Annotated in this window: 17 protein-coding genes; 9 read left to right on the forward strand and 8 right to left on the reverse strand. The window is 48.2% G+C overall.

The features are described from left to right. Nucleotides 1–119: 119 nt before the first annotated feature. Both AC6B99_RS00800 and AC6B99_RS00805 read left to right on the forward strand, forming a co-directional pair. Nucleotides 120–1406 (forward strand): MDR family MFS transporter, encoded by a 1287-nt coding sequence (locus tag AC6B99_RS00800; protein ID WP_496662527.1) that lies wholly within the window; start codon nucleotides 120–122, stop codon nucleotides 1404–1406. Nucleotides 1407–1453: 47 nt separating this feature from the next. After that, entirely contained in the window at nucleotides 1454–1873 is a 420-nt protein-coding gene (locus AC6B99_RS00805) for a VOC family protein (RefSeq protein ID WP_496662528.1), read from the forward strand. 528 nt (nucleotides 1874–2401) lie between these two features. Here AC6B99_RS00805 and AC6B99_RS00810 read toward each other — a convergent pair. Then, nucleotides 2402–2545, reverse strand: coding sequence for a hypothetical protein (locus tag AC6B99_RS00810; protein WP_496662529.1), 144 nt, complete (start codon nucleotides 2543–2545; stop codon nucleotides 2402–2404). Between the two features lie 173 nt (nucleotides 2546–2718). Here AC6B99_RS00810 and AC6B99_RS00815 point away from each other — a divergent pair, with 173 nt between their 5' ends. Together AC6B99_RS00815 and AC6B99_RS00820 are read left to right on the forward strand one after the other, a co-directional pair. Then, the gene (locus AC6B99_RS00815) at nucleotides 2719–5937 is read left to right on the forward strand and encodes a bifunctional cytochrome P450/NADPH--P450 reductase (protein ID WP_496662530.1); all 3219 of its coding nucleotides are present in this window, start codon (nucleotides 2719–2721) and stop codon (nucleotides 5935–5937) included. A gap of 252 nt (nucleotides 5938–6189) precedes the next feature. After that, nucleotides 6190–6756 carry a TetR/AcrR family transcriptional regulator gene (locus tag AC6B99_RS00820; RefSeq protein WP_056031020.1) on the forward strand — a complete coding sequence of 189 codons (567 nt, stop codon included), beginning with the start codon at nucleotides 6190–6192 and terminating at the stop codon, nucleotides 6754–6756. A 98-nt stretch (nucleotides 6757–6854) separates the two neighbouring features. On the opposite strand, the gene AC6B99_RS00825 is transcribed toward AC6B99_RS00820, so the two are convergent. Further along, the gene (locus AC6B99_RS00825) at nucleotides 6855–7409 is read right to left on the reverse strand and encodes a glycoside hydrolase family 12 protein (RefSeq protein WP_496662531.1); all 555 of its coding nucleotides are present in this window, start codon (nucleotides 7407–7409) and stop codon (nucleotides 6855–6857) included. Between the two features lie 215 nt (nucleotides 7410–7624). On the opposite strand from AC6B99_RS00825, the gene AC6B99_RS00830 reads away from it, so the two are divergent. Then, a complete protein-coding gene (locus tag AC6B99_RS00830) occupies nucleotides 7625–8713 on the forward strand; it encodes a pentapeptide repeat-containing protein (protein WP_056031015.1) in 1089 nt (362 codons plus the stop codon). A gap of 104 nt (nucleotides 8714–8817) precedes the next feature. Here AC6B99_RS00830 and AC6B99_RS00835 read toward each other — a convergent pair whose 3' ends face one another. Then, nucleotides 8818–9429, reverse strand: coding sequence for a YczE/YyaS/YitT family protein (locus AC6B99_RS00835; protein ID WP_496662532.1), 612 nt, complete (start codon nucleotides 9427–9429; stop codon nucleotides 8818–8820). Then, a complete protein-coding gene (locus AC6B99_RS00840; RefSeq protein ID WP_496662533.1) occupies nucleotides 9426–9899 on the reverse strand; it encodes a GNAT family N-acetyltransferase in 474 nt (157 codons plus the stop codon). Before AC6B99_RS00840 ends, AC6B99_RS00835 begins: the two co-directional genes overlap by 4 nt. Nucleotides 9900–10018: 119 nt before the next feature. Between AC6B99_RS00840 and AC6B99_RS00845 the strand changes: the two genes are divergently transcribed. The 3 genes from AC6B99_RS00845 to AC6B99_RS00855 all read left to right on the forward strand — a co-directional run bounded on the left by AC6B99_RS00845 (nucleotide 10019) and on the right by AC6B99_RS00855 (nucleotide 12088). Next, nucleotides 10019–10471, forward strand: a complete 453-nt coding sequence (locus AC6B99_RS00845; protein ID WP_056031006.1) for a MarR family winged helix-turn-helix transcriptional regulator — start codon at nucleotides 10019–10021, stop codon at nucleotides 10469–10471. A 64-nt stretch (nucleotides 10472–10535) separates the two neighbouring features. Then, nucleotides 10536–11147 carry a sigma-70 family RNA polymerase sigma factor gene (locus AC6B99_RS00850; protein ID WP_494864823.1) on the forward strand — a complete coding sequence of 204 codons (612 nt, stop codon included), beginning with the start codon at nucleotides 10536–10538 and terminating at the stop codon, nucleotides 11145–11147. Then, complete coding sequence (locus AC6B99_RS00855) at nucleotides 11108–12088, forward strand: hypothetical protein (RefSeq protein WP_496662534.1); 981 nt, start codon at nucleotides 11108–11110, stop codon at nucleotides 12086–12088. The genes AC6B99_RS00850 and AC6B99_RS00855 overlap by 40 nt, the downstream gene beginning before the upstream one ends. 8 nt (nucleotides 12089–12096) lie before the next feature. Here AC6B99_RS00855 and AC6B99_RS00860 read toward each other — a convergent pair whose 3' ends face one another. The 4 genes from AC6B99_RS00860 to AC6B99_RS00875 form a co-directional block, all read right to left on the reverse strand. Further along, on the reverse strand, nucleotides 12097–12345 hold the full coding sequence (locus tag AC6B99_RS00860) for a hypothetical protein (protein ID WP_494864826.1): 249 nt from the start codon (nucleotides 12343–12345) through the stop codon (nucleotides 12097–12099). After that, nucleotides 12339–12542, reverse strand: coding sequence for a hypothetical protein (locus tag AC6B99_RS00865; RefSeq protein ID WP_155972821.1), 204 nt, complete (start codon nucleotides 12540–12542; stop codon nucleotides 12339–12341). The genes AC6B99_RS00860 and AC6B99_RS00865 overlap by 7 nt, the downstream gene beginning before the upstream one ends. A gap of 24 nt (nucleotides 12543–12566) precedes the next feature. Further along, complete coding sequence (locus AC6B99_RS00870) at nucleotides 12567–12986, reverse strand: hypothetical protein (protein ID WP_056030995.1); 420 nt, start codon at nucleotides 12984–12986, stop codon at nucleotides 12567–12569. Between the two features lie 242 nt (nucleotides 12987–13228). Then, a complete protein-coding gene (locus tag AC6B99_RS00875) occupies nucleotides 13229–14515 on the reverse strand; it encodes an XRE family transcriptional regulator (protein WP_496662535.1) in 1287 nt (428 codons plus the stop codon). Between the two features lie 167 nt (nucleotides 14516–14682). Here AC6B99_RS00875 and AC6B99_RS00880 point away from each other — a divergent pair, with 167 nt between their 5' ends. Continuing rightward, nucleotides 14683–16758, forward strand: a complete 2076-nt coding sequence (locus tag AC6B99_RS00880; RefSeq protein ID WP_496662536.1) for an endo-1,4-beta-xylanase — start codon at nucleotides 14683–14685, stop codon at nucleotides 16756–16758. The last annotated feature ends 22 nt before the right edge of the window (nucleotides 16759–16780 follow it).

Here is a 16780-nt window from a genome sequence, read left to right on the forward strand (position 1 = left end):
TTTGCTCTGGCTGGCGCAAGCGCGCCCCATAAAAGGTGAAATTTTAATTTCAATCTTACTCTTTTTATTCTCGTTTTCCCAGCTAAAATTAAGTCTACACAGAAAGAGGGGAAACGAACATGTTTATGCAGCTAGACCGCAACATTAAAATTCGGATTTTGACGACCTTCCTGACCCGCTGCGTAGAGGCGATGATTTTGCCGTTTATGGCGATTTATTTTACCCAGCGGCTGGGGGCAGGAATGGCTGGCTTGCTGCTGCTCATTAATTTGCTCGTGCAAATTACAGCGAGCCTGTACGGCGGCTATATGGCAGATCGTTATGGACGAAAAAAGGTGATGGCATACGCGCAAATAATCCGCTTGATTTCCGTCCTCGTCATGACGCTTGCCAACTCGTCCTTTCTTGATTCCACTTGGCTGACCTTTTCCATGATACTGCTGCTTAGTCTCTGCAATGGCATGTTTAATCCAGCGGCCGAGGCTATGCTGATTGACGTCAGTACAAAGGAAAATCGCGCTTTTATTTATAGCATTAATTTCTGGGCGATCAATTTGTCGATTTCGATTGGCGCACCGATCGGCGGCTTTCTGTTCGCGACGCACCGGACCGAGCTGTTTATGATTATGGGGCTGGCGAGTCTGGCTACACTTATGCTGACGTTATTTTTAATTCGGGAAACCCATTTTCCAGATGCGGAAAGCAGGCTGCAATATAGCAGCAATGGCCCGATTCGCAATATGGTGCTGAATTACAAGCTGGTAGCGCAGGACAAGCTGTTTATTATCTACAGTGTGGGCGGGATGCTTATTCGCTCGCTGGAAATCCACTTGTACAACTACATTAGCGTCCGCCTGCAAAAAGAGTTCGAGCCCCAGCAGCTGCCCATGCTGGACAACTTCACCTTCGAGCTGACAGGCATTCGGCTTGTCAGTCTGCTGCAAGTAGAGAATACGCTTATCATCGTCTGCCTCGCGATTTGGGCAGCCAGCTTTGTCCGCCGTTTCCGCCCAGCACGGATTATGTATATTGGCGTTATTTTGTACACGCTTGGCTTTACGATCGTCGGCTTCAGCAATTCTGTATGGCTGCTTATCGTATCGATGCTGGGAGCGACGGTTGGCGAGCTTATGTTCACGCCGATTAGACAAGCCTATTTGGCCGGCATTGTGAAGGATCATGCGCGAAGCTCCTACCTTGCGGTCAACGGTTTGCTGGGACAGTTCGCCGGAGCCTTCGGAGCTATCGGCATTAGCCTGGGTGCCGTGCTGCATTCGAGCTACATGGCATTAATCATTTTTGTAATGGGCATGACGGGACTGCTGCTGACGCATTATGTATTTCAGCGGCTCGCGCCAGAGACGACTCGTCCGCAAGGTTCAGCACCGAATGCTGCGAAAGTTTAGAAGCGGATATTTTTTGGAAGCGAAGAAAATAAAGGAGGTTGTGCAGCATGAGCAAAAAACAATGGGCTGGCGCGATGCCAGCCGTACAGTTCAGAGTAGCAAGGCCGACGAACCAATTGGCTAAGGTGGCTGCTTTTTATGAACAGGGGCTGGGCCTGGAACGAGTTGGCTCTTTCGAGGGGCATGACGGGTACGACGGCATGATGTTCGGTCTGCCGGGGGCGGACTATCATTTGGAGTTTACGCAGCATGTCTCTGGGCCGCCGCTTGCCCCGCCGTCTGAGGATAATCTGCTCGTATTTTACATTGAGGAACGTCAGCAGCAGCTCTTAATAGCAGAGCGTCTGCTGGAGCTAGGCTACCCCGAGGTGGAGCCGGAAAATCCTTATTGGAAGCAAAAAGGCATCACCATCGCCGATCCCGACGGCTACCGTATCGTGCTGCAAAATACGTCTGGGCTGAGCTAATTGAAAGTTGATCTAAAGAAATATGATTTGGAGAAATCAAAACCTAAGCTAAAAAAGCTTTGCTTACTTGTATCTAAAAGTGAGCAAAGCTTTTTTAGCTTGTCTAGGTTAACCAAACCAATTTGTCTTAATAGGGAGCGGAGAGGGCATAGTTTATGTTTTGTTTATGTTTCGGGATATTTCTCGTTGAATGGATTTGCCCCAAAGACAAGCCAATTAAAATGTAGTTAACGTTGAAAATTAAAAATAAAAGAATTATAATATTATCAAATGATAGTTTTTGCTATCAATTGATAATATTATTTGTCTTAGGTTTTTTCAATGCCGATCAAGTATTAGACCCATCTCTTCTGACACTTCAAGGCTGGTGAACTTCAGCCTACAAGTGATGCTGAAACTACACAGCTAGGGGCGCCCACTTCTTGATTGGAGGACTGTGGTTCCGCTATTTTGGCTTTTGATCCAATTTCAGGCCATAAGTGGACAGGAAATCCGTTATGTTTCTCATTATCCCGTCAATATAGCCATTTACAGCGTATTAGCGGCTCCTGAGTCCACATCCAGTGCCGCAACCCGTGATTCAGTTGAAATAACGGCTGCTGTGTCCGCCAAGTCTATTTTTGTGAAGGGAGTCAACTGCTGAACCGATGAACTTGAACTTGAAGCTGCCATTCGGTAAGTATGCTCACGTTCATGAGGGGAGACTTTCCCGGTCATGGAGGCAACAAGTTTGGCACTAAATACGATCTGGAGCCGGCTCGATTACGTTTGATTACGCGCTCTAGCTTCCCTTCACCACAAATGTTTGAAAACTGTTGAACACATGAAGAGAGGAATGATAGAAGATGAAAGAAAAAATCTCTATTCCCCACCCCCCAACGTATGGTCCGCTCGGCAATTTGCCTTTGATTGACATAGACTCGCCAACCTTATCGCTTGGAGCATTGGCAGATAAGTACGGACCTATTTTTAAATTTACTGCACCAGGACTATCCAGTTTAATCGTGTCAGGCCATGAGCTCGTGGCTGAGGTATGCGATGTGACCCGATTTGACAAATATGTATACAACGAGCTGCAGAACGTTCGCGCCTTCGGCGGCGACGGATTGTTTACTAGCTGGACGCATGAGCCGAACTGGAAAAAAGCGCACAACATACTGCTTCCTACGTTCAGCAAGCAGGCGATGAAGGGTTATCATTCCATGATGATCGACATCGCCGAACAGTTAATCCTCAAGTGGGCACGGCTAAATCCGCAAGACTCCGTCGATGTAGCCGATGATATGACCCGATTGACGCTGGATACGATTGGACTGTGCGGGTTCAATTATCGATTCAACAGCTTTTATCGGGAAGATCATGCCCCGTTTGTCCAAAGCATGGTTCGCGCCTTGAACGAAGCGATGCTCAGAGGCTCCCGAATGAAAATTCAAAATATGTTAATGATCAAAACAAAACGCCGGTTTGAAGAGGATATTCAAACGATGTTCACGCTCGTGGATAAGATCATCGCCGAACGAAAGGCAAGCTCCGAGCCGGGACAGACGGATTTACTGGCACGCATGCTGGAAGGCAAGGACCCGGAAACCGGAGAGATGCTGGACAACGAAAACATTCGTCATCAGATCATTACCTTTCTAATTGCTGGTCATGAGACGACGAGCGGGCTGTTATCCTTCGCGATATATTTTCTGTTGAAAAATCCGGAAGTGCTTTTGAAGGCTCAGGAAGAAGTGGGCCGAGTGCTGACAAGTGAAACCCCGCAATATGAGGAGGTTCTTCAGCTTAATTACATCCGATTAATATTAAATGAATCGCTGCGATTGTGGCCGACAGCACCAGGATTTGACGTTTATGCAAGGGAGGATACGGTCATTGGCGGGAAGTATCCCATTGCAAAGGGACAGAGCTTTAGCGTGCTTCTGCCTCAGCTTCATCGTGATCCGGCTGCTTGGGGAGAGGATGCAGATCTTTTCCGGCCTGAGCGATTCGAAGATCCGGCCAAGGTTCCCCATCATGCTTACAAGCCTTTTGGAAATGGAGAGCGCGCCTGCATCGGTATGCAGTTTGCCCTCTATGAAGCCACATTAGTACTGGGCATGGTGCTAAAGCATTTCGACTTAATCGATTACGACAATTATATATTGGATGTAAAGCAGACTCTGACACTGAAGCCTGGTGATTTCCAGATTCGGGTTAAACCCCGTCAGCAGATATCCACGAGAGGAACCGTAGGAATAACAGACGCAGCAGAGACCAATTCTGGAGATTCACGATCTGTTGCTGCGGACCAGACTAGACCGGCCATAATCGGAACATCGAGCGGCAATGAATCGCTGCTTGTTTTATATGGCTCAAACCTGGGTACATCGGAAAGTATTGCCCGTCAGATCGCGAGTACAGCTGTTAGTTACGGAATTCATAGTGAGGTGGCGCCACTCAATGAATGGAGTGGGAGATTGCCGGGCAAAGCCATTGCGATTATCGTTACGGCTTCATACAACGGCAAGGCGCCTTACAATGCATCGGCATTCGTGGATTGGCTGAAAGAAGCAGGAACAACTGAAGGGCAAGGCGTTCGATATGCGGTATTAGGCTGCGGAGACCGAACTTGGTCGGGAACGTACCAGAGCATCCCGCGCTTTATTGATGAGAGGCTGGATGCTTTAGGTGCCAAAAGACTTGTATCCCGAGGTGAAGTCGATGCAGGGGGCGATATGGAACAGCAGGTCAAGGAGTGGCTGGATGCGATGTGGCGGGCGGTTACGGATGAGCTTGGCATACAAGTGAATCGCATGGAGATGGCCAATCCAAGTACGCTTCAGCTGCAATTTGTTGAGGGGCCGTCTCAAGTGCCTTACGAAAAAACCTATCAGGCCTCCTATGCGACTGTTCAGAACAACCGGGAACTGCAAGCCTCTGAAAGTGGACGAAGCACGCGCCACATCGAACTTCTTCTTCCCGAAGGCATCAGCTATCGCGAGGGCGACCACATCGGTGTGCTGCCGCTTAACCGGGACATAAATGTAGACCGCATTCTGAAGCGGTTTGGCATGGATGGCAGCGAAATGATTTGCTTGAGCAAGGGCGGTTCACAGCTGACCCATTTGCCCTTAGAACGATCCGTCAACGTGCGTGAGCTGATCAAGTCCTGTGTGGAGCTTCAGGCGCCCGTCACACGTGCTCAGCTGCAGGAATTGGCCATTCATACCGTTTGTCCGCCCCATCGTCGTGAGCTGGAGGCCATGATGGAGGATGAGCGCTACACCCAGTATATTTTAGGCAATAGAGTAACGATGCTGGAGCTGATTGAACAATATGAGGCCTGCGAGCTTCCTTTTGTCAGGCTGCTGGAATTGCTGCCTCCGCTGAAGCCGAGGTATTACTCTATATCCAGCTCTCCTCTGCTCCATCCGAGAGAGGTTAGCATTACGGTAGGCGTCGTCAAGGAACCGGCATGGAGCGGCAAAGGAGAGTATGCGGGAGTCGCCTCTACTTATTTGGCTGATCGTGTACCAGGCGACCGTGTTCTCATGTTTGTACAGACGCCAGAATCCGGGTTTGGACTGCCAGAAGAAGCAGCTGCGCCAATCATCATGATCGGTCCAGGAACGGGCGTTGCTCCATTCAGAGGATTTTTACAGGCGAGATCCGTCTTGAAACAGCAAGGGGTGGCACTCGGTGAAGCCCATCTGTTCTACGGGTGCAGGAACGAAATGGATTTCCTGTATCGAGATGAGCTGATCCAATTCGAACAGGAGGGTGTTGTGAAGCTTCATACCGCTTTCTCGCGGGTGCCTAGTGAACCCAAAACCTATGTACAGGATTTAATGAAGCAGGTGTCTTCATTACTGATGGATCTAATAGAGCAGCGTGGCAAAATATATGTGTGTGGGGACGGCAGCCAAATGGCCCCTGCTGTGGAGGAGACATTAAAGGCTGCGTATGAGAAAAGGCATGGAGCAGGGCCTGAAGCAGGCGACCGCTGGCTCGAACAGTTAGAGGAGGAAAGCCGGTATGTAAAGGATGTATGGGCCGGCAATTCCAAGCCAACCGTGTCCTAACATACGGCAGTATGATGTAAAGACCAATGAAAGCTAAACCCGAAGCGTCATCCCTGGAGATAGCGCTGCAGCAAGCCATTTCTCCGGGGAGACTTTTCAGTTGAGACTAAGCCATCTATAGCAGGGAGCGGATTCAATTTTGGAACAGTCAGCCGCATTCGTGCTTATGTTATAATTTCAATGTAATATTCCTACCATATGATTGGACAATGAATCCATTACACCATAATTCTCTCCAAGGAGTGAACAAATATGAGAACAGAAATGTCATCGATCAAGCAATCGAGGCTTAACTCTATTCTGGATGAAGCAACCAAGCTGCTTATAGAGAAGCCCAATGCGTCGATGAATGAAATTGCAGATTCGGCAGGAATCGGGATCGCTACGCTGCATCGGTATGTGGAAAGCAGGGAGCAATTGATGATTTATTTGGGCTTGCGCGCAATCGAGGTCGTCAGTGAAACTATGAAGGACATTCGGCTCGATGAGGATAACTGTGAAAACTACATCCCGATGCTCATTGAAGCGCTCATCCCATTAGGGGATAAGCTTCACTTCATTGCCCATGATACAACCATTAATTACAACGAGGAGATTATTGGAGCAGATCTAAAGCTGAGGGAGCCCGTGCTGCATGCAATCGGCTTGCTGCAGCAAAAAGGTTATTTTCGCCATGATGTAGATAAGAACTGGATTGTGAATGTCCTGTATTCCCTCCTGTTCCTGACATGGCAGCAAGTCGTAAGCGGGGATATTGCTAGAAAATCCGCAGCAGCCTTGGTCGTGGACACATTCTACCATGGTTTTAAAACTCCCTGATTCCCTTATTTACATAAGCCCGGCCAAGCACAGCAAAACGGCCCTCTGCGCCGTATTAGGGGGGACGAGAGAGCCGCTTGCTCGTTCTATGATAAAGGTTATTGAACGTTTGCGTAGAAGTTCGAATAATTAAGCTGGCCGCTGCCATTTGTAATTTCGGTGCCATATTCTATGCTGCTGACGTAGCGGGTTGTTGGGAAATAGCTTTTGCCAACGAGATAATCGGTAAAATTTTTCACATTGATGGTGAAGTTATCCGTTGGCGTGCTGCACCATGTTGCCGTACCTGTGGTATGCAGCCAAATATCATAGGCATTGTTATATTGGCCATTCGTGGCAGGATCAATAGAATAGGTTACTCCGCTGTTAATCGCTTTATTGTCAGAGAGCCGCGTCGGCAGTCCGCTGCCCGGTGTATAGCCTTCTGTCCAGTGCCAGCCGCTTACAATCAAAGGGAAAGCTTTTACGCCGCCTGTTGTAGTTGACCAGTTCCACACATATCCAAAGTTCGTATTGCTGTTATGATAAACGGTCTGCCACCAGCCGGAAATGCCCGAGCTGCCCCAAGAGTTGTTGAATAAATAATATTTATTGTTGTTAAAATTTAGTTTGGCATAAGGTGTGGAGTTATCGATTTTGTAAAGCGCTTTCATTTAGTATTTTAGCAATATGTGGAGGGAGTAAACACCCCGAAAATTAGTGATTTAATCATACTATTTTTAGGGTAACTGTTAATATGAGGTATCCTTGAAAAAAGAAAATTTGAAGTTTTCTGGGCATTTTGCCCTAAAAACTAAAGTTTTCCCGCACGAAATCCGAAGTTAATTATAGGGTGGAATTCCTTGTTATTGGAAGGATGCGTGTGAAGATGAATAACAAGAATATCGTGCAATATTTTTATGAGCATCAATTTCTCCCGGCGCTGGATCAGAAGATGACTGCGATTGAAGAAGAGCTTCAGCATCATCAGGAGCAATGGATCAATCAGTTTCTGGAAACCTTCAAGCGTATTTGCTTGCGAATTAGGGAAATGCAGGATTCGGATCAAAAAGGCCCGATTTCGCTTATCCATTTTTGCTTGCTGCGCAGGTCGATGATGGATCATTCCTGTTATTTCATTGAAGCGTATTCGGAAAGATGGTATGAGAACTCGGCGCCGCTGTTTGAGGAATATGATGCCGCTTGGCTATATCACTCGCTGCCGGCGTTTATACAGGAAATGACCGAATCGTACGAAGGATACGGGGAATGTGCCAAGTCTACAGAATTTGAAGCGATGATGCTGAAAGCAGTGGGCTGTTACCATTTATTTGCGGTTGCGCTGCTGCGGGCAGCGATGCCGGAAGCCATTATGCTGGAGGAATATAAGTCTATTAAACGAGAGCTCGCTTTGCGTATCAGCATTGGCGAATATACAGATCTTAGCGAGGATGTGCTGGTCGATTATCAAGGCTTGCAGGATGTGAAGGAAATTCGCAGGCGGCTGGAAGAGAGCAAGGCAAGCAGCATTGCTTATGGATGCTACCGTAATTTAAAGCTGCCCCAGGTGCGAGCGGAGTCGAATGATTTGCGGTATGCGGATTTTAGTGGCAGCGATCTGCAGGGGAGCCGCTTTCAGCGCTGTGATCTGATGGGTACGAGATGGAATGGCTGCCTTGCACCCAAGTCGGATTTTCGATATTCGTCGCTGCCGGAAGCAGATTTTCGCCATGCCGATTTGCGAGGAGCCGTGTTTGATTACGTGCGCGGCCATGAGCCGAGAGATCATCGGAGGCCGGGAATGATGGGCGTGCGTTTCGATCATGCAGATCTGGAAGGGGCGAGCTTCATTGGAGCGACCTTTGGCCGGACAAGCTTTGAAGGAGCAAACCTTCAGCATGCGTTATTTTCCCGTCAAATAAAAGATAGCTACAGCTTTTCAGATGAACAGATTCATAGCATACGGTGGGTTGATTAAGCGAGCATGGGAGGGAATTCATAAGCTAACAGAAATAAAAAAAGCCTAGAAGCGCGGCACATGCGCTTCTAGGCTTTTTGTTTTAAAGGCTCGTCAAAAAAAGCTTATTGGAAAGAACTGCTGCTCTTGTGAGCTGGAATCAGCTTTGCCGCATACGGCATAAAAAACTGCAGGATTGCACCGCCTAGGCAGACGGTTAATAACGTTCCAATCCCTATGGGCCCATGAAATAGAAAGGCCATCAATAAGAAAAAGAGCTGAATCAACGTTCGGGAAAGCAGAATGCCCATGCCGCTCCTATCCCGAATCAGAAGCATTAAGTGATCCATAGGAATGGGCGCGACCTGCGTCTGCAAATAACAGGCAATGCCTGCTCCAACGATCAGTAAGCCGAATCCCAGAAACAGCAGCCTGCTTAGCCACATCTCCGGCTGGGTGAAGGCTTGCAGCACATAAAGCCACAGATCGATGCCGAGGCCGGCAATAAAAGCGGTAAGCAAGCCTTTAAATTCGGGCCTTGTTTTGGATAATAGCGAGTTGCCGCCAACCATGATAAGGGCAATAATCATTTCCCAGCTGCCCACCGTAAGCCCGATTTGGTTGGCTAGGCCGACCAGAAGCGCATCAAACGGCGATGCTCCAAAGCCCGATTCAATCGTGAGGGCGATGCCCAGAGACATCATTAAAATGCCTGTCGTATAAAAGAAATATTTCACTTTATCCCATCTTTTCCTGAGCCCTCGGCAGCTAATCCTTTTACCATTAATACATGCGGAATCCCGTCCTCCATAAATAGGTCCGAGACGGTTTCATAGCCCAGCTTATGATAAAAGCCTTCTGCCTGCTGCTGTCCATGCAATTTGAATCGGCCATATCCGAGCCCCTTGGCTATTTCCTCTAAAGTTTGCACGATCACTTTTCCCAGCCCAAATTGCCGGTACGGGGGCAAAATACAGATGCGCTCAAGCTTGGCAAATCCATCTACCGTTCTTAAACGCCCAGTTCCGGCCGGTTTTTCGTTATAATAAACTAAAATATGCTGTACCCGTTCCTTCAGCGCATCAAAATCGTCGAATTCATCAAATTCATCCTGCAAGGGAGTGCCTTGCTCTTCGACAAATACTTGCTGGCGGATTTGCAAAGCAATGGTTAAATCAGCTTGAGTTTGTATAATGCTTGAATACAAATGTCTCACTCCTTTTCTGTATAGGTATAAGTGCTAGCATTAAAGCTTTTTAATAGTATAAATGAATTGAATTTTGTTGTAAATGCAACAAAAAGAAAAAGTGAGGGGAAATGAGACCAATGAAAGATATTCTTCGTGAAATCGGCATGATTGCTCGGGCTTTGGATTCCATCAGCAACATTGAATTTAAACAATTTGATCTGACAAAAGGGCAGTATTTATATGTGGTGCGCATTTGTGAAAATCCAGGCATCATCCAAGAAAAGCTGGCGGAAATGATTAAGGTCGATCGCACGACTGCTGCCCGGGCTATCCAGAGGCTGGAGGAGCAGGGCTTTATCGTGAAAAAAGAGGATGACAGCAATAAAAAAATTAAAAAACTGTTTCCGACAGAAAAAGGCGAAGCCGTTTATCCATTCCTCAAGCGCGAAGGGGAGCATTCCAATGCGGTTGCATTAGCTGGATTTTCAACGGAAGAGGCGGATAACATCTTGCAGCTTCTTCAGCGGGTGAGAAAAAATATTGAAGTGGATTGGGAATTTGTGAAAAAAGGAAACAAACGCAAATATTAATGCAGCTTGCGGTCACCTTTCTTTGGTGTCAGGTGTTCTAGAGAGTATACAAACCAAGAAGGAGGTGCTCACAACGCATTATAATCAATTGGAAGCATCGGAGCTGGAACGGCTAATCAGCGCTGTTCAAGCAGGGGAGACGGAGCATTACGCTGCGATTGTACAAGCTTTTCAGCAGCCGCTATATCATTATTGCTGGCGGATGCTGGCGAATCGGCAGGACGCAGAGGATGCGGTTCAAGATATTTTTGTCAAAGCGTATGAGGCAATAGCGGGATATGTGCCCAAGGTGCATTTTTCGGCGTGGCTGTACCGTATTGCCTATCATCATTGCCTGAATTTGCTGCGAAGGCGGCGTTTGCAAAAGCAGTGGCTGCGTTTGTTTCGTCCGAGCGAGATGACGGCTGCAAGCGCGGAAGAGGAGCTGGACAATCGGCTGTATACGCCTGCGCTTGCGGCAGCTCTTGCAGCATTGTCGCTGGAGGAGCGAAATTTGCTTGTTTTGCGAGTGTTTGAGGAAAAATCGTATGCCGAGCTTGGTGTCATTATGGGAAAAAAACCGGATGCGCTGAAAAAGAGGATGAGCCGCATTAAGCAAAAAATTAAACAGCAGCTGCAAAATAAGGGGGAAGAGGCATGGAGCGAATCCGCTTCGATCATGAATACAACGATATAACGAGCAGAGCCGCAGCAAATGGAGGACTTCCAGCTATCGATGTCACTGAAGCGGTAATGAAGCGAATTACAGGGGAAGCTGCGTCAGGCAGGAAGGGACAGACGTCCTTTATGCGCCCCGTAATGAAGCGTACGACGGCATTCAGCGGAGCACTCATGCTGCTGCTCTTGCTATCGGTTAGTGCCTATGCGGCAAGCCAGTATATTGAAATTCGCAATTCGGCTGGCGAAATTAAGGTGAAGACGATCGAGGAAATAACGCCGCAAACAGACAGTGCAGACAACAAGGCGTACCAAAACTATTTAAATAAAGCCCAAAAATTTGCCAAGCCGGGCGAGCTGGTTGCTTTTTATGTGTTAGGGAAAGAAGATGAGGCACTGTACACCTACAAAGAAAAGCGGTTGGGCACCTATGCCGCCTTTAAACAGGAGGCAAATCGGACTGGCGCGCAGCTGCTGCCCCAGAAGCTGAGCGGCTACAGCTTTGTTTCCGGCAAAGTAGCTCCTTATATTCCTAGTACCGATGCGGACAAGCAGACGGCAGCCTATAAGCAAGTGCTGTCGGAGCTGAAGGCACAGGCTGCTGCCGGAGCAGATGGAAAGAAGCTGTTCATGAAAGCTGTGCCATGGAATAAATCGGGCGTGTTAAGCGCGGTTTATACCAAGGGGCATTATAAATCGGAATTAACCAAGAACCCTTTGGATGGCGGTGAAATATATTTATTGCTGCCTTCCGGTCAAAATGCCGAGAAGATCAAGGTAGAAGGAATAGAAGTAATATATAATAAGCGGACTATTAGCGAGAAATACAACTATCATTATGCCCAGTGGTACGACGAGAAGCAGGATGCTTTTTATTTGCTTACAGATCTCGGGAATAAGAAGTTAACGAAAGCGGAGCTGCTGGCGCTGGCTGGCGAATCGATTAAGGTGCTTAAATAGGCTTTGATTTAGAAGCCAAACGTTTGCTTTAAATCAGCGGCATCTGCTGGCAGGGCGAGGACGATTTTAGACGGATCAGACGTAGAATAGGTAACTTTAATGACTGTGCCCGGCTGCAGACGGGCTAGCATTGTATCCCTTATCTCCTTCGTCATGGTCACTTGAAACGTGTCCCCGTCCGCCTTCGTTATCGCCAGATCCAGCCGCAGCTTGAGCTTGTCGTTCGGCGTGCTGCAGAGCGGGGTGGCATTCAGCACTTTGGCATAGGCTGCCCCATTCTGAAAGGAAACAGCCTCGACAATATAATGATTCCGAAGCCTTTGGCCATTAAGAGAATGAACAGCGGCATGCCAAGCCAATAAAAAGGGTCCTGCCAAATATAGTTGGCGATAGCGGCATACAGGCCAAGAGCGACCATTTGCAAAATGCCAATCCATCTCATCCATTTATGCATCGCGGGTTCCCCCTTCGTCCTTTTCTAAGGCGTCAGCAAGCCCATGTAAATCAGCTCGGAAGGATTAGCAGGGTTTTGGCCAAGCCCGATTAGATCGCCGGGGCGCGGGATTTGCAGCTTGGAGACGAGGGTTTCCATCGTTTTCTGATAGCTGCGACCGTCTGGCTCGGTGACGTTAAGTGCAAGAATGACAATCGGATCAAAGTTGACGAGCTTGCCTGTATCGGTAATCGAAAGCACGGTCGCAGTTGCGGCTATAGGAATTGCGCCAGTGGACGCCATATGCGCCTGCTTGGCTTGATTGAGGCTTTGATTCATCATGTCACGATGCTCCTTAGGGACAAAACCTTTCATCATCATGCCAGTGAACCCCTTGTTAAGCTTCTTATCCGCATACTCCAAAGCCTCTTCTTTGCTTTTCTTCTTTCCGAATAAGTTAAACATAACAACACCTCATTTTCATCGTATTTTGTAGCTTAATTTAAGTATGAGGCAGACTGGAAATCCTTTCAATACAATCGGGCACATGTAAACAAATCTTAAAAAACGATGCTTGAGCAGCGAAAATGGGTCGTTTTTTTGTGCCGGAAGGCGCTTTGAGCAAAAAAACAGCCCGTTTCGGCGATTCAATGAGCCACATCGCCCATTGTTTTGCGGCATTCGCTGCGGATGCCTTCTTGCTTCGCCTATTTATTTCGCAATAAATAGACCAATTTGCGGTAATACAGCGCTGATTCCTTGTAGCGGCGACTGTCTTCGGAGGCGACAGCGAGCGTTTCATAAAGCTGCTCCAGACGCATCGTCTGCTGGGTCTGCTCGAAATAGGGCAGGCAGGATAGGGCAGCCTCTATAAAAGCTTCCCTTTTATCGCTCGACAGGGCAAGCTGGCTTTCATAAAAAACGGCGGTCCTTTGCTGATCCTCCGTCAGCGGGTAGCTGGCAAGCAAGCTAAGCCCTTGCGAGAGCAGGCCCCAGTTTTTGGAGGCGAAGGCCACCTCGCAGCGATAGATCAGTAGAAGCGGCGCAAGCAGCTGCTTCATCTCGTCCGTTTCCTGCTGCGCGAGCTCTTCAAAGCGTGCGATTTCATCGGATGCTTTATCCAGCTCGCCGAGGTGCGTCAGCATAATGATGCGATTATTCATAATGGACGGAAACAGGTCGCCAGGGCTAGGCGTATAGACGAGATGGGCTTCCGCCATCGACAAAGCGAGCAGAGCTTCCTCATAACGTCCCATCGCAAAGCAGCAGCCGCTGTAGGCCAGATGCTGGCCGGATAATCGATGATACAGCCGTTCGCTGTACACATACTGCATCGTTTGCTCATAAATCGCTTTAGCCGATTCATATTGCTTGCTGTAAACAGAGGCTTCCATTAAAAAGTTTTGCACCGTTAACCAAATTTCCGAGCCTTTTTCCACAAGTGTGCTTAAACGCTGGCTGTTATTTAATGCTTCAAAATATTGATTTTTGGAGCGGTAATGCTGAATCTTATACAAAAATAGCGCCTTTTTGAGCGGAATGGGCAAATCCGGGTCATCCTCACGCCCAAACTTCTCTAAATAATAGTGAAGATAAGTACGGTGAATATATTCATAAGCATCGCCATTATTTATCTGTTGATAATAGACGGCTTTCATTAAAGCGGTAGTCAGCTCAATCGTCAGCGCGTCATTTTTGTCATCAAGCTCATTGACATCAGTCTCAGCCAGCGCTGGAACAGGCTGCGACAGCCGGGTGAAAATCTCCTCAGCGCGCTCAAGCGTGACCTCATCCTGCAAGGCGGCTTGAGTTAAATACTCGGGCGAGACGGAAAGGCGGGCAGCAATCAGCTTAGCCAAATCGTCGGCAAACGGATAACGCTCCGCCAAAATATTGGCGAAATGCGCTTGCGTCACCAGCCCCTCGACCAAATCCTTGCGCGCTAAACTGCGTTTTTTACATAAAAACTCAACCCGTTCCTTTAGCAAATTCATCCTCCTCAGGTTAATAATCTTTCATCTTGCCCATCTGGTTGCATCATTTATCTTATAATAGTAACTTACCCCAAGCTCCAAGGGGAATAACCCGATGCTAAGGAGCTGCGAGGAAATTAGCGGTACTTTTTTCGTCGCAGTCTCTAACGACTAGAAGGAGGAAAAAAATGCAGTTCAAAAAACGAATATTGGCTTCATGGATGGTGATGTCGCTTTTCATAGGCGCGGCCATTCCCTTCTCCAATGCTGTTATCGCGGACAAGGTTCCACAGATTGTGCTCGGCAGCGATTTTGAAGATGGCAGCCTGCAAGGCTGGAAAGCCAGAATCGGACATGAGAAGCTTAGCCTCAGCAAGCAAGAGGCGAACACCGGCAGCGGGAGCATGCTGGTAGAGGGGCGAAAGCGAACCTACAATGGCCCCATGCTCGATCTTAGGAAGCAGCTGCTCCCTAATAAAGAATATGAAATATCGGCGTACATTAGGCTGAAGGAAAAGCCTGCCAAAGATATAACGATGCAGTTGACCGTTTATAAAAATTCAGGGGCGGCAAGCTGGAGCCCGCTGAAGCAAATGACAATCAAGAAGGAGGAATGGCAAGAGTGGCATGAGCTCAAGGGAACGTTTCTTCATGGAGACACCCCATCCGAGCTGAAGCTGTACCTGGAAACGCCATACATAACGGATGATACAGTTGATACGACAGCTTTTTATGTGGATGATGTATCGATTGCGGTTATTTCTGACATGGCGATAGAGGACGATATTCCGGCAATAAAGGAGGTTTATAAAGACGATTTTACGATTGGAGCGGCGGTATATCCGTGGCAAATGGAAGGCATTTATGGCGATTTGCTCAAAAAGCATTTCAACAGCTTAACCGCAACCTACGAGATGAAGCCGAAATTTCTGGCACCGAAGCAGGGGCAATATGCCTTCGCGGCAGCCGATCGTTACGTCCGTTTTGCACAGGCGAATGATATGGTGGTGCGCGGCCATGCGCTGATTTGGCATACGGATGCGGCGGAATGGATGTATTGGGACAATAATGGCAAGCCAGCTAGCCGAACGCTGGCGCTATCGCGTATGAAGCAATATATCGAGAAGGTCATGAAGCGCTACAAGGGCAAGGTGTATGCATGGGATGTCGTGAATGAGGCGATTGCGGACACCGGCGGCGATAAAAACGGGCTTCGCCAAACGTCATGGTATAAAACGATAGGACCGGATTACATTGAAAAAGCGTTTGAGTTTGCTCGCGCCGCCGATCCGTCCGCCAAGCTTTATTACAATGATTATGGTACGGAAACGCCGCAGAAGCGTCAGGAGATTTATCAGCTGCTTAAGCGCCTGAAGAGCAAAGGACTGATTGACGGCGTAGGGCTGCAATCCCATTATAAGCTGGAGTCGCCATCGGCGCAGGAGATCGAGAAAACGATCAAGCTGTATGCTGGGCTCGGCTTGGACATTCAAATTACGGAGCTGGATATTGATACCCGGATCAGCTTCGGCACGGCAATACCGGAGGCGATTGCGGTACAGCAGGCCTACCGTTACAAGGAACTGCTGGAGCTTTATAAAAAATACAGCAAATCGATCTCATCTGTGACCTTCTGGGGTGTGCAGGATGAGAAGACGTACAACAATCAAGCGCTTTTATTTGATACGGAACTGCAAGCTAAGCCAGCTTATTGGGGAGTGGCAGATTCGTCCCAGCTGCCGTCAGATCCACAAAGCCGGACGGCTGCTCTAAGGGCTTCGCCAAGAGTGCAGCAGACAGCCGATCCCATTTGGGATCAAGCGGTCTCCTCTCAGCTTACGCAATTGGGCAACGAGAAGACGAGCTTTAAGACGCTATGGGATGGGACAAATCTTTATGTACAGGTCATTGTAGCGGACAAAACCCGCGATGACGCTGATCAGGTAGAGCTGTATGTTCAGGAAAATGGGCAGGAGGGCAGCGATAATGCACAAGAAGCAAGCCGGCTGATTTTCCCTCGTCTGAATCATCAAAAGGGCAGCTATTCTTATGTAACTAGAGCGCTTGCCACTGGCTATATGGTGGAAACGGTCATTCCTTGGCAAGCAGTCAAGGGCTCAAATGGGCGGGAAATTGGTTTTGAGGTGAAAATCATAGATGGATCGTCCGGCGCAAGCAAGCCCATCTATTGGAACGACAGTGCTTGGCCGAGCGATTCAGTGGGCAAGCTGGGAGCGGTCTGGCTGGCCGATATGCCGAAATAAGGCTGAATCACCGCCGGAGGTG

This window comes from Paenibacillus liaoningensis (assembly GCF_059609455.1).

Bases quoted from the DNA above. Each gene is read 5' to 3' on its own strand.
- AC6B99_RS00800 (WP_496662527.1), top strand. From the start codon at position 120: ATGTTTATGCAGCTAGACCGCAACATTAAAATTCGGATTTTGACGACC.
- AC6B99_RS00805 (WP_496662528.1), top strand. From the start codon at position 1,454: ATGAGCAAAAAACAATGGGCTGGCGCGATGCCAGCCGTACAGTTCAGA.
- AC6B99_RS00810 (WP_496662529.1), bottom strand. From the start codon at position 2,545: ATGGCAGCTTCAAGTTCAAGTTCATCGGTTCAGCAGTTGACTCCCTTC.
- AC6B99_RS00815 (WP_496662530.1), top strand. From the start codon at position 2,719: ATGAAAGAAAAAATCTCTATTCCCCACCCCCCAACGTATGGTCCGCTC.
- AC6B99_RS00820 (WP_056031020.1), top strand. From the start codon at position 6,190: ATGAGAACAGAAATGTCATCGATCAAGCAATCGAGGCTTAACTCTATT.
- AC6B99_RS00825 (WP_496662531.1), bottom strand. From the start codon at position 7,409: ATGAAAGCGCTTTACAAAATCGATAACTCCACACCTTATGCCAAACTA.
- AC6B99_RS00830 (WP_056031015.1), top strand. From the start codon at position 7,625: ATGAATAACAAGAATATCGTGCAATATTTTTATGAGCATCAATTTCTC.
- AC6B99_RS00845 (WP_056031006.1), top strand. From the start codon at position 10,019: ATGAAAGATATTCTTCGTGAAATCGGCATGATTGCTCGGGCTTTGGAT.
- AC6B99_RS00855 (WP_496662534.1), top strand. From the start codon at position 11,108: ATGGAGCGAATCCGCTTCGATCATGAATACAACGATATAACGAGCAGA.
- AC6B99_RS00865 (WP_155972821.1), bottom strand. From the start codon at position 12,542: ATGCATAAATGGATGAGATGGATTGGCATTTTGCAAATGGTCGCTCTT.
- AC6B99_RS00870 (WP_056030995.1), bottom strand. From the start codon at position 12,986: ATGTTTAACTTATTCGGAAAGAAGAAAAGCAAAGAAGAGGCTTTGGAG.
- AC6B99_RS00875 (WP_496662535.1), bottom strand. From the start codon at position 14,515: ATGAATTTGCTAAAGGAACGGGTTGAGTTTTTATGTAAAAAACGCAGT.
- AC6B99_RS00880 (WP_496662536.1), top strand. From the start codon at position 14,683: ATGCAGTTCAAAAAACGAATATTGGCTTCATGGATGGTGATGTCGCTT.